This is a genomic window from Streptomyces sp. NPDC001536 (assembly GCF_042894505.1).
Classification (GTDB): domain Bacteria; phylum Actinomycetota; class Actinomycetes; order Streptomycetales; family Streptomycetaceae; genus Streptomyces.
Genome location: NZ_JBIAVQ010000014.1, coordinates 33,418 through 55,037, shown reverse-complemented (window position 1 = coordinate 55,037; position 21,620 = coordinate 33,418). Strand labels below are relative to the sequence as shown.

At 70.9% G+C, this 21,620-nt stretch carries 15 protein-coding genes; 13 read left to right on the top strand and 2 right to left on the bottom strand.

What is annotated here, in order from left to right; genetic code table 11:
• The first annotated feature begins 8 nt into the window (after positions 1 to 8).
• Positions 9 to 722 (top strand): hypothetical protein, encoded by a 714-nt coding sequence (locus tag ACFY0U_RS32740; protein ID WP_388641991.1) that lies wholly within the window; start codon positions 9 to 11, stop codon positions 720 to 722.
• Between the two features lie 99 nt (positions 723 to 821).
• On the opposite strand, the gene ACFY0U_RS32735 is transcribed toward ACFY0U_RS32740, so the two are convergent.
• Positions 822 to 2,870 (bottom strand): TIM-barrel domain-containing protein, encoded by a 2,049-nt coding sequence (locus ACFY0U_RS32735; protein ID WP_388641989.1) that lies wholly within the window; start codon positions 2,868 to 2,870, stop codon positions 822 to 824.
• A 120-nt stretch (positions 2,871 to 2,990) separates the two neighbouring features.
• Positions 2,991 to 4,004, bottom strand: coding sequence for a LacI family DNA-binding transcriptional regulator (locus ACFY0U_RS32730; protein WP_388641987.1), 1,014 nt, complete (start codon positions 4,002 to 4,004; stop codon positions 2,991 to 2,993).
• Positions 4,005 to 4,204: 200 nt separating this feature from the next.
• Between ACFY0U_RS32730 and ACFY0U_RS32725 the strand changes: the two genes are divergently transcribed.
• The 12 genes from ACFY0U_RS32725 (at position 4,205) to ACFY0U_RS32670 (ending at position 21,616) form a co-directional block, all read left to right on the top strand.
• Positions 4,205 to 6,412, top strand: coding sequence for a PQQ-binding-like beta-propeller repeat protein (locus ACFY0U_RS32725; protein ID WP_388641985.1), 2,208 nt, complete (start codon positions 4,205 to 4,207; stop codon positions 6,410 to 6,412).
• A 101-nt stretch (positions 6,413 to 6,513) separates the two neighbouring features.
• Complete coding sequence (locus tag ACFY0U_RS32720; protein WP_388641983.1) at positions 6,514 to 6,948, top strand: hypothetical protein; 435 nt, start codon at positions 6,514 to 6,516, stop codon at positions 6,946 to 6,948.
• Between the two features lie 23 nt (positions 6,949 to 6,971).
• The gene (locus ACFY0U_RS32715) at positions 6,972 to 8,687 is read left to right on the top strand and encodes a PQQ-binding-like beta-propeller repeat protein (RefSeq protein WP_388641981.1); all 1,716 of its coding nucleotides are present in this window, start codon (positions 6,972 to 6,974) and stop codon (positions 8,685 to 8,687) included.
• A gap of 5 nt (positions 8,688 to 8,692) precedes the next feature.
• A complete protein-coding gene (locus ACFY0U_RS32710; RefSeq protein WP_388641979.1) occupies positions 8,693 to 10,870 on the top strand; it encodes a protein kinase in 2,178 nt (725 codons plus the stop codon).
• Positions 10,871 to 10,944: 74 nt separating this feature from the next.
• Entirely contained in the window at positions 10,945 to 11,754 is an 810-nt protein-coding gene (locus ACFY0U_RS32705) for an endo-1,4-beta-glucanase (RefSeq protein WP_388641977.1), read from the top strand.
• Between the two features lie 102 nt (positions 11,755 to 11,856).
• Positions 11,857 to 13,788: an acyl-CoA dehydrogenase family protein gene (locus tag ACFY0U_RS32700; RefSeq protein ID WP_388641975.1), complete on the top strand. Its 1,932-nt coding sequence runs from the start codon at positions 11,857 to 11,859 to the stop codon at positions 13,786 to 13,788.
• 97 nt (positions 13,789 to 13,885) lie between these two features.
• Positions 13,886 to 15,142, top strand: a complete 1,257-nt coding sequence (dxr, locus tag ACFY0U_RS32695; RefSeq protein ID WP_388641973.1) for a 1-deoxy-D-xylulose-5-phosphate reductoisomerase — start codon at positions 13,886 to 13,888, stop codon at positions 15,140 to 15,142.
• Between the two features lie 8 nt (positions 15,143 to 15,150).
• Complete coding sequence (locus tag ACFY0U_RS32690; RefSeq protein ID WP_388642300.1) at positions 15,151 to 16,443, top strand: M50 family metallopeptidase; 1,293 nt, start codon at positions 15,151 to 15,153, stop codon at positions 16,441 to 16,443.
• A 121-nt stretch (positions 16,444 to 16,564) separates the two neighbouring features.
• Entirely contained in the window at positions 16,565 to 18,544 is a 1,980-nt protein-coding gene (locus tag ACFY0U_RS32685; protein ID WP_388641971.1) for a recombinase family protein, read from the top strand.
• A 170-nt stretch (positions 18,545 to 18,714) separates the two neighbouring features.
• Positions 18,715 to 19,872, top strand: a complete 1,158-nt coding sequence (ispG, locus tag ACFY0U_RS32680; protein ID WP_388641969.1) for a flavodoxin-dependent (E)-4-hydroxy-3-methylbut-2-enyl-diphosphate synthase — start codon at positions 18,715 to 18,717, stop codon at positions 19,870 to 19,872.
• Between the two features lie 250 nt (positions 19,873 to 20,122).
• Entirely contained in the window at positions 20,123 to 20,971 is an 849-nt protein-coding gene (locus ACFY0U_RS32675) for a GNAT family N-acetyltransferase (protein ID WP_388641967.1), read from the top strand.
• Between the two features lie 75 nt (positions 20,972 to 21,046).
• Positions 21,047 to 21,616: a GNAT family N-acetyltransferase gene (locus ACFY0U_RS32670; protein ID WP_388641965.1), complete on the top strand. Its 570-nt coding sequence runs from the start codon at positions 21,047 to 21,049 to the stop codon at positions 21,614 to 21,616.
• Positions 21,617 to 21,620 lie beyond the last annotated feature (4 nt).

The window sequence follows — 21,620 nt, the reverse complement described above, 5'->3', positions numbered from 1 at the left end:
GGGACACCATGGCAAAGAGCACTCTCCGCAAAGTCACCATGGCCGTGCTGGCCCCGGCGATGGCCCTCGGTGCCACCGTCGGCCTCGCCTCCGCCCCCGCCTCCGCCGCCGTCTGGAACTCCTGCGACCAGTGGGGCAACACGACCCTGAACGGCTACACGCTCTACAACAACATCTGGGGCTCCGGCGCCGGCAGCCAGTGCGTGTGGGCCAACTCCGGTACCAACTGGGGTGTCTGGGCCAACCACCCCAACACCGGCGGCATCAAGTCCTACCCCAACTCCAAGAAGGTGATCAACAAGACGATCACCTCCCTCGGCTCGCTCTCCAGCAGCTACAACGTCACGGTCCCGTCGTCCGGCGCGTACAACACCTCGTACGACATCTGGGACACGGACTACGACTACGAGATCATGCTCTGGGTCAACTACAACGGAGCCGTCGGCCCGCTGGGCACCTCGCAGGGCAACGTCACCCTCGGCGGCCACACCTGGACCGTCTACAAGGGCACCAACGGTGTCAACGAGGTCTTCTCGTTCCTGCGCACCTCCGACTCCAGCTCCGGCACGGTGAACATCCTCCCGATCCTGAAGTGGATCAAGGACACCAAGGGCTGGTTCGGCAACGAGACCATCGGCGACGTGCAGTTCGGCTACGAGATCACCTCGTCGTCCGGCGGGCTCGACTTCCAGACCAACAACCTGACCGTCAGCAGCAGTTGAGCGCAAGGGGAGCCGCCGGACCGGCGGCTCCCCGGTTCCCGCGTCGGCCCGCGTGTGCGGCCGGTCCCTCCCCTATCGGGACCGGCCGCACCGGCGCGTCTACTCGGCCACGGGCAGGCGCGCCCCGTCCCGCAGGAACAGCGGGATGCGGTCCAGCGGGGCGTCGACCGTCACGGTCGTGCCGCCCTCGTACGTCTCACCGGTCCACGCGTCCGTCCAGGTCGCGCCCGCCGGGAGATAGGTCGTGCGGGCCGTCGCGCCCGCCGTCAGCACCGGGGCCACCAGGAGGTCGCCGCCGAAGAGATAGGCGTCGTCGACCGACCAGGTCGCGTGGTCCTCGGGGAACTCCAGGAACAGCGGCCGCATGGGCGGCAGGCCTTCCTCGTGGGCCTCGCGCATGACGTCGAGGACGTACGGCTTGAGGCGCTCGCGCAGTCGCAGGTACCGCTCCAGGATCGCGCCGGCCTCCTCGCCGTAGGACCACACCTCGTTCGGACCGCCGGTCATCTCCGGGCCCAGCGGCATGCCCGGGTCACGGAAGCCGTGCAGGCGCATCAGCGGGGACAGCGTGCCGAACTGGAACCAGCGGACCATGACCTCCTGGTACGCCGGGTCGGTCGGGTCGCCGCCGTGGAAGCCGCCGATGTCGGTGTTCCACCAGGGGATCCCGGAGAGCGCGGTGTTGAGGCCGGCCGCGATCTGGCGGCGCAGGGTCGGGAAGTCGGTGCCGATGTCACCGGACCACAGGGCGGCCCCGTAGCGCTGACTGCCCGCCCACGCCGAGCGGTTGAGGGTGATGACCTCCTCGCCCTCGGCCGTCAGGCCCTCGTGGAAGGTGCGGGAGTTCTCGGCGGGGTAGCTGTTGCCGACCTCCAGGCCCGGGCCCGCCCAGTAGCGCAGGTTCTCCGGGAAGCCCGGCTTCAGCTCCGGCTCGCAGGCGTCCAGCCAGAACGCCGTGATGCCGTACGGGACCAGGTAGTTGTCGCGGACGCGCGACCACATGAACTCGCGGGCCTCGGGGTTCGTGGCGTCGTAGAACGCGACCTGGACGGTGGAGGCGACCTCCTTGTCCGGCCAGTCGGCGTGCGCCATCGGACCGTACTGGGTGCCGATGAAATAGCCGCGCTGCTCCATGAGCTGGTGGTTCTCGCTCAGCGGGGACACCGACGGCCAGACGGAGACGACGAGTTTGATGCCGAGCTCCTCCAGCTCCCGCACCATGGCGCCCGGGTCGGGCCACTCGGAGAGGTCGAACTTCCAGTCGCCCAGATGCGTCCAGTGGAAGAAGTCGCAGACGATCGCGGAGATCGGCAGCCCGCGGCGCTTGTACTCCCTTGCCACGGAGAGGAGTTCGTCCTGGGTGCGGTAGCGCAGCTTGCACTGCCAGAAGCCCGCAGCCCACTCCGGCATCATCGGGGTGCGGCCGGTCGCCGCGGAGTAGCGGCGCTGGCCGTCGGCCGGGGCGCCAGCCGTGATCCAGTAGTCGATCTGGCGGGCCGAGTCGGCCACCCAGCGGGTGCCGTTGTGGGCGAGCTCGACCCGGCCGATCGCCGGGTTGTTCCACAGCAGGGTGTAGCCGCGGCTGGAGGTCAGCACCGGGATGCCGACCTCGGCATTGCGCTGGACCAGGTCGAGGACCAGGCCCTTCTGGTCGAGCCTGCCGTGCTGGTGCTGGCCGAGGCCGTACAGCTTCTCGTCGTCGTACGCGGCGAAGCGCTGCTCCAGACGGTGGTGGCCGTTGCCGACGGCGGTGTAGAGACGCGAGCCGGGCCACCAGAAGTGCGCGCGGGACTCGGCGAGGAGCTCGGCGGAGTCCTCGGTGCGAAGGAAGCGGATCAGGCCCTCGGCGTCGACCTCGACGGTGAGGGTGCCCACGGTCAACTGCCCCCGGCCGTCCTCGATCTTGACCGTGGACGAGGTGGCGGGCGGGCTCTCCAGCAACGCGCCCGGCAGCCCTTCGAGGATCGGGCCGCCGAGCCTCGCCCGGACCCGGACCGCGTCCGGGCCCCAGGGCTCGATACGGAGCGTCTCCTGGCGCCCGCTCCACTCCAGCCAGCCGTCCCGCTCACGGAACGTACCGACGGTGGGAGACGACTGCGCGAGGCTGACAACGCCCTGCTGGGGCTGGTTTACGGCAGGCTGAGTCACGAGGGGTGCTCCTGGAGGCGAGTGGAGACAAGGGGTGCCCCAGCGGGTCTGCTCGGGCTGCTCGGTGCAGAAGGAACAGAAGGAACGGAAGGAACGGAAGGAACGGAAGGAACAGGTTCGTCAGAGCGCCGACGGCGCGGGTCCCGTACTCGCCCGGACCGTCAACTCGGGTGCGATGAGCACGACTTCGTCCTTGCCGCGCCCGTCGAGCTTGGCCACCAGGCGCTCCACGGCGTGCCGGCCCATCTCCTGCGCGGGGATGGCGACCGACGTCAGCCGCACCGAGGCCTGGGTGGCGACCTGGTCGGGGCAGACCGCGACGACCGACACGTCCTCGGGCACGGCACGGCCCTGCTGGCGCAGCAGGGCGAGCAGCGGCTCGACGGCCGACTCGTTCTGCACGACGAAGCCCGTGGTGGACGGGCGCTCGTCGAGGATGCGGGCGAGCGTCACGGCCATCGCGTCGTACCCGCCCTCGCACGGCCGGTGCAGCAGTCGTACGCCCAACTCCTGGGCCCGCGACCGGAGTCCGTCGAGCGTGCGCTCGGCGAAGCCGGTGTGCCGTTCGTAGACCGCGGGAGCCTCGCCGATGACAGCGATGTCGCGATGGCCGAGCATCGCGAGATGCTCGACGCAGAGTGCTCCGGTGGCCCGGAAGTCGAGGTCGACGCAGGTGAGTCCGGAGATGTCGGCGGGGAGGCCGATGAGCACGGAGGGCTGGTCGGTGCCGCGCAGCAACGGCAGCCGCTCGTCGTCGAGTTCGACGTCCATCAGGATCATCGCGTCGGCGAGCCCGCTGCCGGTGACACGGCGTACGGCGTCGGGACCCTCCTCGCCGGTGAGCAACAGGACGTCGTAGCCGTGGAGCCGGGCCGTGGTGGCCACCGCGATGGCGATCTCCATCATCACCGGCACATACATGTCGGTGCGCAACGGGACCATCAGCGCGATGATGTTCGACCTGCTGCTGGCCAGGGCGCGGGCGCCCGCGTTCGGGTGGTAGCCCAACTCGCGGATGCTCTGCTCCACCCGCTGCCGGGTGGCCCCGGAGATGGACCGCTTGCCGCTGAGGACATAGCTCACCGTGCTCGCCGAGACTCCGGCGTGCTGGGCGACCTCGGCGAGGGTGACCATCCAGCTCTCCAAGCTTTGTGAAGCGCTTCGACAGTGCGCAGTGCGAATAAGGGCGGGTGAGGGTGGTTCGACAGTAGCTCCACCCGAGGTGGGTGTCCATAGGTTGTCGAAGCGCTTCGACATCGACTTGGCGCGGACTCCCCTCCGGGCCTCCCGACGGCTCTTCCGGGGTGTGGGGTTCCTCCCTACCATGGCCGATCGTGGGGGGCCACGGAACGGAATCGGGGGAGCCCGGCCGGTGGATCGGCCCGTACCGGGTCGTCGCGTTGCTCGGCGAGGGCGGGATGGGCGCCGTGTACCTGGGCCGGGACGCCCGGGGGCAGGTCGCGGCGGTGAAGGTGCTGCGGCCCGAGACGGCACGCGACGAGGTGATGGTGCGGCGCTTCCGGCGCGAGGCGGACGCGGCGTCGGCGGTACGCGGGACCGGGGTGGCGCCGGTGCTCGGGTACGACCTCGACGGGCCCGTACCGTGGATCGCCGCCGCGTATCTGGCCGGGCCGACATTGCACGAGGCGGTCGCCGAGCACGGCACGCTCGGCGAGGCCGGGGCGCGGGCGCTGCTGGGGGAGCTGGCGCGGGCGGTGGAGGTCATCCACGAGGCCGGGCTGGTGCACCGGGATCTGAAGCCGTCCAACATCGTCCTGACGCGGGCGGGCGCCCGGATCATCGACTTCGGCATCGCCCGACCCGAGTACGGCCTCACCCTGACCCAGCCGGGAGCGGCGCCGGCCACACCGGGATACGCGCCGCCGGAGCAGATCACGGGCCGCCGGGCGGGGCCTGCCGCGGACGTCTTCGCGCTGGGGGCGGTGCTGGTCTTCGCCTGCACGGGGCGGGGGCCCTTCGGGGCGGGGCATCCGGCCGCGGTCGGGTATCGGGTGGTCCACGAGGAGCCGGACCTGGAGGGGGTGCCGCAGGGGCTGGTGGGGGTGGCGCGGGCCTGTCTTTCGAAGGGGGCGGGTGGCCGGCCCACGCCGGGGGAGCTGGCGGGGTGGGCTGAGGGGGGCTCGGGCGGGCGGTCGCCGGGGGAGCGGGCAGGATGGGCCGAGGAGGGCTCGGGCGGGCGGTCGCCGGGGGAGCTCTCCCGCAGCTTCGGCGGCCCCCGGCCCGTCACCCCCGCCCCCGCATGGCTCACCGCCCCCGTCGCCGCCGACATCGACCACCGCCGCGCCGAGGCGGACCACCTGCTGCGGACCGCCGCCCCCGTCCCGTCCCCCACCCGGCGGCGCCTGCTCACCGCGACCGCCGCGCTGGCCGTGCCCGGCGTGGGGGCCGGGGTCTGGTGGCTGACCCGCGACCGGGCCGAGCCGGCCGGCGAACGTACCGAGAACGGCGTCCCCGTCGCCGAGCCGCTCGCCGCCCCGACCGCCGACACCGTGCCCGCCGCGCTCTGGCGGGCCACGGGGCTGCACCCGGACGGGCCGGGCCCGGTCACCGCGGGTCAGGTGGTCGCCGCGGGCACGCCGGGCGGCGTGGCCGCGTGGGTGCAGCACACCGGGCGGCGGGCGTGGAGCTGGAAGGGGACCAAGGCTCCCGACCGGCTCGGTGAGCTGCTCGTCGCCGGGCCGGTGATCCTCGTCGTGACCGGCGACGGCCGCCTGACCGGCCTCGACTCCCTTACGGGGAAGCCGCGTTGGCGGACCGGGGACATCGGTGCCGCCCAGCTGCTCGCGGTGGACGGCGTGGCGGCGTACGTCCTCGACCGTGAACGCCGGGTCCGTGCGGTGGGGTTGACGGACCGTCGGGACCGGTGGACCTCCGCTCGCGCGGTGACCGGCGTCGCCGCCGCGCGTGCCGCCGTGACCCGGCAGCGGCTGCTGGTGTGCACCGACGACGGCACCGCCCAGGCCTTCGACACCGCGAACGGCCGGGCGACCTGGCGTTGGACCATCGGCACGCCCGCGCTGATCGGCGGCGGTCGTGTCGGTGCCGTCGCCCCGACTGCCTGGGACGGTGCCTTCTGCGTGGGCGGCCGCCCGCTCGCCCTGCTCGACGCCCGCACCGGCAAGGCCCGCTGGACGCAGGCGCCGGACCGGGCGTACGGCTTCTACGGAGCGCCCACCGTCGCCGACGGCCGGGTGTACACGGCCGCCGATCCCACCGCCCTGCGGTGCCTGGACGCCCGCTCCGGGGTGCCGCGTTGGACGGTCTCCATGGACTACAGCGGCGTACCGCGCCGGGCCGATGTCGTGGTCGGCCACGCGCTGTACGGGCTGCTGGGCAACCCGACCGATTCCCCGGTCCAGCCGGGCGCCGACAGGGGCGTGTACACGGTCGACATCCGCACCGGCCGTCTCATGTGGACCTTCGCCGACCAGGCAGATCCCCCGGGCTGGCGGCTCGCCGGCGCCGCCGGACGGGTCTTCGTCGCCCGCCGCGACACCCTGCGCGCGATGCCCACACTGTGAAACGGGCCGCGACCCGCGCACGTCGTTACCCCTGCTTGAGGAATGCGCTTGCTGGGGAGCCGGCGCGCACCGCAGAGCGACGGGGAGCGATGGGGGATCGCATGGAAGAGCTGAGCCTCGACGACGCACGCCTGCTCGGGCCCTACGTCCTGCTGGCCCGGCTGACACCCGCGGGCGGCGAACCGCGCCTGCTGGCCCGCAGGCCGGGCGAGGAGGGGCTGGCCGAGATCACGCTCGTCCGGGACGGCGTGGGCAACGGGAAAACCCGAGCAGGGCTGACCGGCCGCGGCAGGGGCAACGGACGCGGGAACCGGAACGGCAAGAGCAACGGCACCGCCCCCACGGGCACCGCCCTCCACCCGGGCACCGCCACCGACCTCGACCACGACACCCCCACCCCGCGCGCCACCTCCACCCCCACCCGCCGCTCCGCCACCGCCCTCCGCACCGCCACCGGCCCCGGCTTCCCCGAGCTCCTGGAAGACGGCACCGCCGCCCAACCCCCTGGATCGCCTGGCGGTTCACCCCCTCGCTGACCCTCGCCGAGGCCGGTGCCCTCATGTACGGCGGCCTCCCCGCCGGCACCGTGCGCTCCCTCGCCGCGTGTCTCGCCGCGCCCCTGGCCCGGCTGCACGCGGCGGGGTACGCGCACGGTGCCCTCTCCCCGGACGCCGTCCTCGTCGCCCCCGACGGCCCCCGCCTGGTCCGGCCCCGCCTCACGGGCAGCCCGCAGGACGACATCGCCGCCCTCGGGGACGTCCTCACCCATGCCGCCGCGGGCCGCGCCCCGGACGACGCGCTGCTGCGCCGCTGCTCCCACGAGGACCCCGAAGAGCGGCCCACCGCCCAGGAGTTGGCGGACGAACTGGGCGACGAGCCCTTCCAGCCGCCCGCCCGGCTGCTCGCCGCGCTGGCCCGGCAGGCGGACCGCGCGCTGGCCCTGGAGTCCGCCGCCGACGCCCCGCCGCCCGCACCTCTCGCGAGGCCCTCCCGCCGCACCCTGCTCACCGCCGCCGGCGCCGGACTGCTGGTGGGCGGCGGCGCGGTCGCCGGATGGGTGGCGGGGCGCGGCGGCACCGGGGCGCTCACCGCACCGGCCGTCGCGGGCCGCCGTACGACGGCGAAACCGGCCACCGTGCCGCGCGGCACCCCGCCCGCCGCGCTGTGGCGCTACGAGGCCAAGAACCAGTTCCTCCACAACGTCAACACCGGCCTGTGGCACGACACCCACCCGGACGGCACCCACGTCGTCTATCTCGCCGAGTTCCCGGCGCTCACCGCGCTGGACATGTCCGACGGCCGCCCCGTCTGGCAGCGCGTCGGCATCGACTCCAACGAGCCGATGCTGCCCGGGGAGCCGGGCACGCTGATCCTCCAGTGCTACGGCGAGCTGGTCACGGTCGCCACCGACGACGGCAGGCAGAGGTGGGGCAAGCGGCCGTACGGCGTCGGCGAGCTCGTCCTGAGCGAACTGCTCGCCTGCGACAAACGGCGCGGGATCCTCTACTGCAAGGCCAACGGCCCCGACAACTTCACGAAGGGCGCCACCCCGCGCAGTTACCTCGTCTCCTTCGACCTCGTCGGCCGCAAGGAGCGCTGGCGGCTCCAGGTACCGGTGGCCAAGTCCGGCGCGTTCATCTTCCTGCCGGGCAAGGACGAACTGCACGTCCTGTACAAGGAGGACGGCGCCGTCGAACTCGCCGAGGTCGACATCGCCTCCGGCACCATGGGCCCGCCCGTCCGCCACACCTGGACGACCGAGGGCGCCACGATCTCGGCGGACACGCTCTCCGGGCAGGTCTACCAGGTCCACCAGGGCCGGGTGACGGCCGCGCCGCTGCGCTCGGACAAGCCGTCGTGGGAGATCAACCTCAACGACGACGACGGGGACGGCACCGGCACCGGCGTGTACGTCGACGTGCCCCACGTCCTGCGCGTCCCGGGCCTGGGCACCGTCGTGTACGTCACCGACGCGAACCGCACGGTGTACGCCGTCGACCCGGCCGACGGCCGCGAGATCTGGCGCCGCGACCTGCTGCCCGACCCGCCCTACGCCACCCGCAAGGCGCCGGGGCTCAGCCTCACCAAGTCCGCCCGCACCCTGCTGACGTGGGGCGGAGGCGCCGGAGTGGTGGCCCTCGACCCGCGCTCCGGGGCGTACAAGTGGTCCTTCCAGAGCAGCCAGGCGGCCTCCTCGCTCTACACCGCCTTCGTCGTGGACAACACCGCGCTGGTCGTCAACGACTCCACCGTCATCGCGCTCCCGGCGGGGTGAGGCCGATGCGCCCCTTCCCGCTCACCGACGACGACCCCCACACGATCGGCGGCCACCGGCTGCTGGCCCGGCTCGGCTCCGGCGGGATGGGCACCGTCTATCTCGCCCGCACCCCGACGGGCCGCACCGTCGCCCTCAAGGCCGTGCACCCCGCGCTCGCCGCCGACCCCGACTTCACGGCCCGCTTCCAGCACGAGACGGACACCGTACGGGCCCTCGGCGATCTGGAGCATGTGCCGTCCTTCGTCGGCGCGGGCACGGACGGCGGGCGCCCATGGCTGGCCACCGCGTACGTCCTGGGCCCCTCACTGGCGGAGGCCGTCACGGCCCACGGGCCGTGGCCGGAGGAGTCCGTACGGGCTCTGGGCGCCCAACTCGTCGCCGGGCTCGTCGCGTTGCACACCTCCGGAGTGGTCCACCGCGACCTCAAGCCGTCCAACATCCTGCTCACCCCGTCCGGCCCCCGACTCGTCGACTTCGGCATCGCCCGCACCGCGGACACCGACCACCGCACCGGCGGGGCACCCGGCACCCCCGCCTACATGGCCCCCGAGCAACTCGCCGCCGACGGCCGCGACGGCCCGCCCTGCGACGTGTACGCGCTCGCCTCCGTCCTGACGTACACCGCCTGCGGCCGCCCGCCCTTCGGGGACGGCGAACCGGGCGAGGTCCTCTACCGCATCACTCACGAGGAACCCGAACTCACCGTCGTACCGCAGGAGTTACGGCCGCTGCTCGCCGACTGCCTCCACCGGGACCCGGACACGCGCCCCACCCTCGCGTCCGTCGCCCAACGGATCGGCGGCACGGGCTGGTTCGGCGACCGGCTGCCCGCCCCGGTCCTCGCCGACCTCGCCGAACGCACCGCCCGCACCGGCGAGGCCCCGCCGGCCCGGGTGAGCGGCGCCCCGCCGACCGCGCCCGGGCCGACCCGGCGCGCGCTGCTGACCGGCGTCGCCGCGGTGGCCCTCGCGGGTGCGGGCGGCGCCGTATGGGCGGTCTCCCGCACGGACGGCGAGGACGAGGCCGCGCCCGTACACCGGCCGGCGCCCGCCACGTCCCCCACCCGCGACCCGGGCGATCCGCCGAGCGCCCGCTGGGAGTACACCGCGGACTTCAAACGGGCCGGCATCGGCACCGGCGCGGTCCTCATCGACGGCACGCTGATCATCCCCGCGTACGACGACCGGCAGGTGTTCGGCATCGACGCGCGCACCGGCACACCGCGCTGGATCGGCGAGATCGTCAACGCCGGCCACCTCACGGCCTGCGGCAGCGCGGCCGTGATGAAGACCGGCGGCCTGACCGGACGGCTGGCCGGGATCGAGGCGTCCGACGGCCGGGTCTGGTACTCCGCGCCCCTCGGCGTCAGCTTCGACCTGCTGCTGGAGCCCGTCTTCACCGCCGACCGGCACACCGTCTACGCCGTCGGACACGCCCCCGGCGCCCACTACGGCGACAGACCGGGCGGCCGCGACCGGTACCTCCTGGCCTACGACGTCACCGACCGCCGGCTGCGCTGGCGCCGACGCGTCCGGCGCAGCGCCGCCGAGGGGGCCGCCGGGGCGGTCGCCGACGGGGTGCTGGTCTTCCTGGAGAACGACGAGGTGACGGCGTACCGCGCCACCACCGGCGCGCCCCTGTGGAGCCGCGCCCTGTCCACCACCGCGCTCGACGTCCAGTACAACGGGCTGACCCAGCGCACCGTCGCCGCCGCCGACGGCACCGCGGTCGTCGCCGGCCGCGGTGTCCTCTGCCTCGACCTGCGCACCGGCCGCACCCTGTGGAGCCTCGACCCCGAGGACACCGGCACCGGCTCCAAGGGCCGCGTCCTGCACGGCGGTACGACCATCGACGGCACGACGATCTACCTGACGGCCCTGGGCAAGGACCTGGCCGTCGTCCAACGCGACGACCGCCACCAGGGCTGGACCTGGAAGAGCAACCGCACCCTCGTCGACAAACCGGCCCCGCCCCCGCTCCTCGCGGCCGGCTACGTCTTCCCCCAGACGGGCGGAGTCCTCCAGGAGGAGGCGACAGCGGTGGACCTCCGCACCCACAAGACAGCCTGGACCCTGAAAACGGTCGACGCCCAGGCGGCCCAGGTCAGACTCCTGACCGACGGCCGCTCGCTGTACGTCCTGCGCGGCACCCGACTGCGGGCCTACCCACTGACCGGCTAGCGACGGCAACCTTTGACGCCTCGGTGCCCACTGAAGGGACGTCATCGATCACCCCCTTCGTGAGGACCCGCCCCATGCAGCACCGCCGCCCCCGCTTCTCCAAGAAGGCGAAGACCCTCGTCTCCGCCACGGTCGCGCTCGCCGCGGCCGTCGGTGTGACCGTCGCGCAGGCGGACGAGTCGAGCAAGAAGTGCACGGACTTCGACACGATCACGCTCGGCAAGTACTACGTGAACAACAACGTCTGGAACCGGGAGAAGGCCACCGGCACGCAGTGCGTCTGGGACAACTCCCGGTCGGGGTCGACGATCTCGTGGGGGACGAACTACAGCCTGGCCAACAGCGGCACCGGCAAGGACTACGACGTGAAGTCCTACGCGTCCAGCGTCCTCGGCTGGCACTGGGGCTGGAAGGTCGACAAGTCCGCCACCGGTCTGCCGATCCGCGTCGGCGACCGCAAGCCGGTGAGGACCAGCTGGGAGTTCACGGTCAGCTCGAACCCCGGCGTCATGAACGTCGCCTACGACCTGTGGCTGCACAGCAAGAACACCGCTGACTGGCAGGACCAGCCCACCGACGAGATCATGATCTGGCTCAACCGGCAGGGCGGCGCCGGACCCCTCGGCAGCAAGTACGGATCCGTCAGCCTCGGCGGCGCCATGTGGGACATCTACCAGGGCGACATCGGCTGGAAGGTGTACTCCTTCGTCCGCCGCACGAACACCACCAAGGCCACGCTCAACCTGGACGACTTCACCCAGGCCCTCGTTCGGCGCAAGCTGCTCGGCAACGACAAGTACGTCTCCGGCATCGAGTCCGGCACCGAGGTCTTCAAGGGCACCGGCCGCCTTGACACCAAGGCGTATTCCGTCGACATCGGCTGAACGGCCGCTCCCAGGGGTGGTGGGCACGCTCGGTATCGGGTACATACGATCGGGTAGCACCGGTCGGTAACCATGATCCCGATTCGCGGTGAGGTGGCCCTCATGTCCGCACCACAACAGAAGCCCGTCGTCACCGAACGTGAGGCCCGTCAGGTGGCCGAAGCGGCCCGGGAACAGGACTGGCGCAAGCCCAGCTTCGCCAAGGAACTGTTCCTCGGCCGCTTCCGGCTCGACCTCATCCACCCCCACCCCATGCCGCCCGACGAGGACGCCCAGCGCGGCGAGGAGTTCCTCGCCAAGCTCCGCGACTTCTGCGAGAGCAAGGTGGACGGCGCCCTCATCGAGCGCGAGGCCCGCATCCCCGACGAGGTCATCGCCGGCCTCAAGGAGCTCGGCGCCCTCGGCATGAAGATCGACACCAAGTACGGCGGCCTCGGCCTCACCCAGGTGTACTACAACAAGGCCCTGGCCCTCGCGGGCTCCGCCAGCCCCGCGATCGGCGTACTCCTCTCCGCCCACCAGTCCATCGGCGTCCCCCAGCCGCTGAAGCTGTTCGGCACCCAGGAGCAGAAGGAGGCCTTCCTGCCCCGGTGCGCCCGCACCGACATCAGCGCCTTCCTCCTCACCGAACCGGACGTCGGCTCCGACCCGGCCAGGCTCGCCACGAGCGCGGTGCCCGACGGCGACGAGTACGTCCTCGACGGGGTGAAGCTCTGGACCACCAACGGCGTCGTCGCCGACCTCCTGGTCGTGATGGCCAGGGTCCCCAAGAGCGAGGGGCACAAGGGCGGCATCACCGCCTTCGTCGTCGAGACCAACTCGCCCGGCATCACCGTCGAGAACCGCAACGCCTTCATGGGCCTGCGCGGCATCGAGAACGGCGTCACCCGCTTCCACCAGGTCCGGGTCCCGGCGGCGAACCGCATCGGCCCGGAGGGCTCCGGCCTCAAGATCGCGCTGACCACCCTCAACACCGGCCGTCTCTCCCTGCCCGCCTCCTGTGTCGCCGCGGGCAAGTGGTGCCTGAAGATCGCCCGCGAGTGGTCGGCCGCCCGCGAGCAGTGGGGCAAGCCGATCGCCCAGCACGAGGCGGTCGGCTCGAAGATCAGCTTCATCGCGGCGACCACCTTCGCCCTGGAGGCGGTACTGGACCTCTCCAGCCAGATGGCCGACGAGGACCGCAACGACATCCGCATCGAAGGCGCGCTGGCCAAACTCTTCGCCTCCGAGATGGGCTGGCTCATCGCCGACGAACTGGTCCAGATCCGCGGCGGCCGCGGCTTCGAGACGGCGGCCTCCCTGGCGGCCCGCGGCGAACGCGCGGTCCCGGCCGAACAGGTCCTGCGCGACCTCCGTATCAACCGCATCTTCGAGGGCTCGACGGAGATCATGCACCTCCTGATCGCCCGCGAGGCGGTCGACGCCCACCTCTCCGTCGCCGGCGACCTGATCGACCCGGAGAAGTCCCTGTCGGACAAGGCGAAGGCAGGCGCCCAGGCCGGTGCCTTCTACGCCAAGTGGCTGCCGAAACTGGTCGCCGGACAGGGCCAACTCCCCTACTCGTACAACGAATTCAAACGCGAGGTCGACCTCTCGGTCCACCTCCGCTACGTCGAACGCACGGCCCGCAAACTCGCCCGCTCCACCTTCTACGCGATGTCCCGCTGGCAGGGCCGCATGGAGACCAAGCAGGGCTTCCTCGGCCGGATCGTCGACATCGGCGCGGAACTCTTCGCGATGAGCGCGGTCTGCGTACGCGCCGAGCTCCTGCGCACCACCGAGGCCCACGGCCGCGAGGCCTACCAGCTCGCCGACGCCTTCTGCCGCCAGTCCCGCATCCGGGTCGAGGAACTCTTCGGCCGCCTGTGGACCAACACCGACGACCTGGACCGCAAGGTCGTCAAGGGCGTCATGTCCGGCACCTACGAGTGGCTGGAGGAGGGCATCGTCGACCCCTCGGGCGAGGGCCCGTGGATCGCCGACGCCACACCCGGCCCCAGCGAACACGAGAACGTCCACCGCCCGATCCGCTGACCGGCCCATGACAGCGCGTCCCGCGGGGAGAACCCCTTAGGGCTCCTTCGGGGGACGCGCTGTCCTCACACACCGTCCTTACGGCAACAATGGGGGGATGAGCGACAGTCCAGCCCCTCTCGCCGACCCGCACCTCGTCTACGACCCCGTGGCGGGCGACGGCCCCAAGGACGTGGTGATCCTCGGCTCCACCGGGTCGATCGGGACCCAGGCCATCGACCTCGTCCTGCGCAACCCGGACCGCTTCCGGGTCACCGCGCTCTCCGCCAACGGCGGCCGGGTCGACCTCCTCGCCGAGCAGGCGCACCGGCTCGGGGTGCGGACCGTCGCGGTCGCCCGCGAGGACGTTGTGCCGCAGCTGCGCGAGGCACTGACGAGCCGGTACGGCACGGGCGAGCCGCTCCCCGAGATCCTCGCCGGACCGGACGCGGCCACCCAGGTCGCCGCCTCCGACAGTCACACCGTACTGAACGGCATCACCGGCTCCATCGGCCTCGCCCCGACCCTCGCCGCCCTGGAGGCGGGCCGCACCCTCGCGCTCGCCAACAAGGAGTCGCTCATCGTCGGCGGCCCGCTGGTCAAGGCCCTCGCCAAGCCCGGGCAGATCATCCCGGTCGACTCCGAGCACGCGGCGCTGTTCCAGTCGCTGGCGTCCGGCACGAGAGCGGACGTACGGAAGCTGGTGGTGACGGCGTCCGGCGGCCCGTTCCGCGGCCGTACGAAGGAAGAACTCTCGAACGTCACCGTCGAGGACGCCCTCGCCCACCCCACCTGGGCCATGGGCCCGGTCATCACGATCAACTCCGCGACCCTCGTCAACAAGGGCCTGGAAGTCATCGAGGCACACCTCCTCTACGACATTCCCTTCGACCGCATTGAGGTGGTCGTGCATCCCCAGTCGTATGTCCACTCGATGGTTGAGTTCACGGACGGATCGACGATCGCCCAGGCGACGCCCCCCGACATGCGGGGGCCCATCGCCATCGGCCTCGGCTGGCCGGAGCGCGTCCCCGACGCGGCCCCCGCGTTCGACTGGAGCAAGGCGTCGACGTGGGAGTTCTTCCCGCTCGACAACGACGCGTTTCCTTCGGTCAACCTTGCGAGGCACGTGGGGGAGCTCGCGGGCACGGCCCCGGCGGTGTTCAATGCCGCCAACGAGGAGTGCGTCGAGGCCTTCCGGGCCGGCGCGCTGCCGTTCAACGGGATCATGGAGACCGTGACGCGCGTCGTGGACGAACACGGCACGCCGGTCACGGGAACCTCACTCACCGTGTCGGACGTCCTCGAAGCGGAGACCTGGGCGCGCACCCGGGCCCGGGAACTGGCAGCACAGACGGCGGAGGCCCGTGCATGACGACCCTGATGTTCATCCTCGGCATAGCGGTCTTCGCGCTCGGCCTGCTGGTCTCGATCGCGTGGCACGAGCTGGGGCACCTGTCCACGGCCAAGCTCTTCGGCATCCGGGTGCCGCAGTACATGGTCGGCTTCGGCCCGACCCTCTGGTCGAGGAACAAGGGCGAGACCGAGTACGGCGTCAAGGCCATCCCGTTCGGCGGCTACATCCGCATGATCGGCATGTTCCCGCCAGGACCCGACGGCAAGCTGGAGGCCCGTTCCACCTCGCCCTGGCGCGGCATGATCGAGGACGCCCGCTCGGCCGCGTACGAGGAACTCCAGCCGGGTGACGAGAAGCGGATGTTCTACACCCGCAAGCCCTGGAAACGCGTCATCGTGATGTTCGCGGGCCCGTTCATGAACCTGATCCTCGCGATCGGCCTGTTCCTGACCGTCCTCATGGGCTTCGGCATCCAGCAGCAGACCACCAATGTGGCCTCGGTCTCCCCGTGCGTGATCTCCCAGAGCGAGAACCGCGACACCTGCAAGAAGACCGACGCGGCCTCCCCGGCCGCGGCCGCCGGCATGAAGAAGGGCGACAAGATCGTCTCCTTCGCCGGAGTGAGGACCGACGACTGGAACACCCTCTCCGACCTCATCCGCGACAGCGCGGGCAAGACGGTCCCGATCGTCGTCGACCGGGACGGCAAGCAGGTGTCCCTCCAGGCGACCATCGCCACCAACCTCGTCGCGAAGAAGGACTCCAACGGCGCCTACGTCGAGGGCGAGTACGTCAAGGCGGGCTTCCTCGGCTTCAGCGCGGCCACCGGAGTGGTCAAGCAGGACTTCGGCGACTCGGTGGTCTGGATGACGGACCGGGTGGGCGACGCCGTCGACTCCCTGGCCGCCCTGCCCTCCAAGATCCCGGCCCTGTGGGACGCCGCCTTCGGCGACGGCCAGCGCGAGCCGGACTCCCCGATGGGCGTGGTCGGCGCGGCAAGGGTGGGCGGCGAGATCGCGACCCTCGACATCCCGGCCTCCCAGCAACTGGCGATGTTCGTGATGCTGCTCGCCGGCTTCAACCTCTCCCTGTTCCTCTTCAACATGCTCCCGCTGCTGCCGCTCGACGGCGGCCACATCGCGGGCGCCCTGTGGGAGTCCCTGCGCCGGAACGTGGCGAAGGTACTGCGCCGACCGGACCCGGGGCCGTTCGACGTGGCGAAGCTGATGCCGGTGGCTTATGTGGTGGCGGGGATCTTTATTTGCTTTACCCTGCTCGTCTTGGTCGCCGATGTCGTTAATCCGGTCCGCTTGAGCTGAGAATCGCTCATTTTCTGTCATCGCGACAATCGTCACGCCCTTCGCTCATGCAGCTCGCACGGGTGAAGGGCGTGAATTCTTTGTGCGACGGGAGTGGGTGCCTCGTACGTTTTTGCTGTTCATGGGTGACCCCAGCGGTGCGCCAACACCCTGGGGTCTGGCCAGTCTCGAAGGGACTGACATGCAGCAAGGTACTGCGCTGTGCGCAGAAGACAAGGGCAGGGACTCCGAGACTCTCGCTGTCGCTGCTTATATGCGGGTCTCGACGGCGGAGCAGAAGCGAAGGTATGGAATCCCGGCTCAGGCTGACACTATTCGGGCGTTCGTAGAGCAGCGGCCGATGTGGCGTCTTGCGGGACGTTGGGAAGATCTAGGCGAATCCGGCGCAACGGATTCCCGGCCTGGGTTCGACGAACTACTCATGGAAATCGCCGCAGGACGGGTGGACTTGGTGCTCCTGCACAGCCTTGACCGTCTGGGGCGAACCGAAGCCGCCATCTGGCGCTGTATCTGGCAGATCGAAGATGCCGGGGCATGGGTCGAGTGCTGTGCCGAGGCTCTGGGTGAGCCGGGCGTTGAAAGGTGGCTCACCGTCGACCGGCTGGCACAGGCGGTGGAGGCGGACTACCGCCGTATCGTCGCCCGCACACAGTCGGGTCGGCAGCTCAAGGCGGTCGAGGGCGGCTGGCCGGGCGGTCCGGCTCCCTATGGTTATCGGATCAGTGGGAAGGGTGCCTTCGGGTCGATTCTCGAAGTCGACTCGGCTGAGGCCGTTGTGGTGAGACTCCTGGCTGACCTTGTGATCGAGGGAGGTCGCCCAGTCGCGGACATGGCCGAGGAACTGAACCGACGTGGGTTTCTCACCCGCAGTGGAAAGCGCTGGACGGCCTCGAACCTCAACCGGCGGCTCAGGAGCGCAGCGTTTCTCGGAGAGGCCGTCTTTCGCCGTTCCGATCAGCAGTGGGGCGGCCATTGCACGAGGCTCGACGGCGATGGGCGGCCTGTGTACGGCGAGAGTGTGGTGATCCCGCTGCCTGCGATCCTCCCGGCGGATCGGATCCATGCCTTTCAGCAGGCGCTGGCCGAGCTGGCTCGGCCACGCAAGATTCCCTTGGGGGAGTACCCGCTCACCGGGCGCATCCATGGGCCGTGCGGCCGGCCCTACGTCGGGTGCTTCCGCAGCAACGACGGGGTGCGGACGTACCGCTGCTCGGGATGGCAGGAAGCCGTCTCATGTGGCTGTGTGTTTCTGCGCGCTGATCACGTCGAGGAGCAGGCGGTGCGGCACGTCAATGCCGTGTTGGCCGCCCTGCCACGCCACACTCGGCCGATGCTGTCGACGTCCTCCGAGGTGCAGACGCGGCTGATTCGGCACCTTGAGCGGGTGAGGTCGCTGGAGAGGCTGGTCGCGCAGTGTGCGGAGGAACTGGACGGATTGCGGTGCCAAGCACCCCAGAGCCGTGTCGTCACGGCCGCGATGCGTCAGCTCGAATCGGAGAAGGAGGTCTTCGAGCGGATCCTGGCCCATGCCCAGGACTGGCCGACGGAGCTGGAGCGTCGCGCTCACAAGGAAGCCCGGCTTGTGGATGTTCTGGGCGCGGCCGCTCCGGACATCCGGGCTCTGTCGTCCTCCGACCAGCGTTGTCTGGTCGAGGAGCTCAAGGTACGGGTCCGCATCGTGGATTCCGGGTTTCGGTACCGCGAAGGGACGAAGTGCTCGACCACTCAGTGGCACGAGCACACGGGGACACTTGTGCCTCCCGACCCTGAGGACAGCCAGTGGGCCCGCATCGAGGAACTGCTCCGCTCCACGTACGGGGCGCACCACTTTCGGTCATCGCTGGACCTACGGTCTGCGTTGGAGGGGATGCTCCATCGTCTGCGCACGGGAATCCTGTGGCGTGATCTTCCTGAGCGCTTCGGTGCCCCGGGGAAGGTTCGCCCCCGACAGCGAGCCTGGCTGGTGGACGGCGTGTGGACGGAGATCGTGGAGCTCCTGAACAGGGAAGGTGAGGGCACTCCCGTGTTGAGCCATGAGACCGCTCCGGAGCTGAGCATCCAGAGCGATCCGGGCCTCATCAACCCGGTGAGAATCTCCTAGCCATACGGCGTTCACGGCGGCCCGGCACTCTGTGTGCCGGGCCGTCTTCGTTCGGGTGGGTTGATTGGTGGGATGTGCTTGAGCCTGGGCATGTGCCGTAATCTCGAAGCCTGGAGCCCACTGTTCCGTTGGCGCCGGACCTTGATCCACGACTTGGGGTTGCACAGCAGATGACTGCGATTTCTCTCGGCATGCCGTCCGTTCCGACCAGGGTTGCCGAGCGCCGTAAGAGCCGGCAGATCCAGGTCGGCTCCGTCGCGGTCGGCGGAGACGCCCCGGTCTCGGTGCAGTCGATGACCACGACCCGTACGTCCGACATCGGCGCGACCCTCCAGCAGATCGCGGAACTGACGGCGTCCGGCTGCCAGATCGTCCGTGTGGCCTGCCCCACGCAGGACGACGCCGACGCCCTCGCCACCATCGCCCGCAAGTCCCAGCTCCCGGTCATCGCGGACATCCACTTCCAGCCGAAGTACGTCTTCTCGGCCATCGAGGCCGGCTGCGCCGCGGTCCGCGTCAACCCCGGCAACATCAAGCAGTTCGACGACAAGGTCAAGGAGATCGCCAAGGCGGCGAAGGACCACGGCACCCCGATCCGGATCGGCGTGAACGCGGGCTCCCTGGACCGCCGCCTGCTCCAGAAGTACGGCAAGGCGACCCCCGAGGCCCTGGTCGAGTCGGCGCTGTGGGAGGCGTCCCTCTTCGAGGAGCACGACTTCCGGGACATCAAGATCTCGGTGAAGCACAACGACCCGGTCGTGATGATCGAGGCGTACAAGCAGCTCGCCGCCCAGTGCGACTACCCCCTCCACCTCGGCGTCACCGAGGCGGGCCCGGCGTTCCAGGGCACGATCAAGTCGGCGGTCGCCTTCGGCGCGCTGCTCTCCCAGGGCATCGGCGACACGATCCGCGTGTCCCTCTCGGCACCCCCGGTCGAGGAGGTCAAGGTCGGCAACCAGATCCTGGAGTCCCTGAACCTCAAGCAGCGCGGCCTGGAGATCGTCTCCTGCCCGTCCTGCGGCCGCGCCCAGGTCGACGTCTACAAGCTGGCCGAAGAGGTCACCGCCGGCCTCACCGGCATGGAGGTCCCGCTGCGCGTCGCCGTCATGGGCTGCGTCGTGAACGGCCCCGGCGAGGCCCGCGAGGCCGACCTCGGCGTCGCCTCCGGCAACGGCAAGGGCCAGATCTTCGTCAAGGGCGAGGTCATCAAGACCGTCCCCGAGTCCAAGATCGTGGAGACCCTCATCGAGGAGGCCATGAAGCTGGCCGAGCAGATGGAGGCGGAAGGCGTCGCGTCGGGCGAGCCGTCGGTGGCGGTAGCAGGCTGACGGTTTTAGCCGGACGAGCTGGAGGGCTGAGGGGCCGCAGGCCCCAGCCCTCCAGGGGCGCGGGGAACTGCGCGACCAGCCCCACACAACCCGCAGCCGCCGACGAATCACAACCACCCGAGCTCAGAGGCGCCCCGGCAACCTCAACGCCCCGCACGCCAAAAACAACGGCCCCCTCCACTGGGCGGCACCGCTCAGCTTCCGCAGGTACAGTGCGGAGATCAGCAGTCCCCAGTGTGAGGCCCCGCCCGTGTTGACCCAGACGACCTCCCGGGTCCTCGAACCGAGCGACCTGGACGCCGCGCTCGCCGTCCTCGACCGCGAGCCGGTCGCGAACGCCTTCGTGACGTCCCGCGTACAGGTCGCCGGCCTCGACCCGTGGCGCCTCGGCGGCGAGATGTGGGGCTGGTACGAGGACGGCATGCTGACGTCCCTGTGCTACGCCGGCGCCAACCTGGTCCCCATCTGCGCCACCCCCCGAGCCGTCCGCGCCTTCGCCGACCGCGCCCGCAGGGCCGGCCGCCGCTGCTCCTCGATCGTCGGCCCGGCGGAGTCCACCGCCGAACTCTGGCGTCTCCTCGAACCCAGCTGGGGCCCGGCCCGGGACATCCGCCCGCGCCAGCCCCTCATGGTCACCGACCGCATGCCCACCGACATCGCCCCGGATCCCTACGTCCGCCGCGTCCGCAAGAACGAGATGGAAACGATCATGCCGGCGTGCGTGGCGATGTTCACCGAGGAGGTCGGCGTCTCCCCGCTGGCCGGCGACGGCGGCCTCCTCTACCAGGCGAGGGTCGCCGAACTCGTCGGCTCCGGCCGCTCGTTCGCCCGCCTCGACGCCGACGGCAAGGTCGTCTTCAAGGCCGAGATCGGCGCGGCCACGAACCAGGCCTGCCAGATCCAGGGCGTCTGGGTGGCCCCCGAGTACCGGGGGAGGGGCCTGGCGGCCCCGGGCATGGCCGCGGTCCTGCGTTACGCCCTCGCGGACGTGGCCCCGGTGGTCAGCCTCTACGTCAACGACTTCAACACGTCGGCGAGAAGGACGTACAAGAGGGTGGGCTTCCAGGAGGTGGGCGCGTTCATGAGCGTGCTGTTCTGACGCGGGGAAGCACGCGAGCGACCACGTACAACCCGCAGCCGACCACCGACGCGCACCCCCCTGTAATCTCCCCACATGCGCTTTCCCGGTCACGGACACCGCCGCCACCCCGACGACGACGTAGTGATCGGCCCCCTGGACCTCTCCACCCACGTCGACGAGGCCCTCGCGGTCCAGGCCATCGCCTTCGGACTCGGTGCCGACGAGGTGGCCGTACGCCGCCAGATCGTCCTCCGCCACATGACGTACCCCGGCGCGAGAGCCCTCGGCGCGACCGCGGACGGACACCTCGTCGGGTTCGTCTACGGCATGCCCAACGACCGCACCCACTGGTGGTCCACGGTCGTGGAGCCGTACCTCCGCGCCCAGGGCCACGACATCTGGCTGGACGACTCCTTCGTGATCACGGAACTCCACGTCCACCCGCGCTACCAGAACCGCGGGGTCGGCCGCTCCCTGATCACCACCATCACGGACGGCGCCCGTGAACCCCGTTCGATCCTCTCCGCGATCGACACCGACAGCCCGGCCCGCGGCCTTTACCACTCCCTCGGCTACCAGGACCTCGCACGACAGGTCCTGTTCCCCAGCGCCCCGAAGCCGTACGCGGTCATGGGCGCCCCCTTGCCGCTGCGCCGCCGTTAACCGA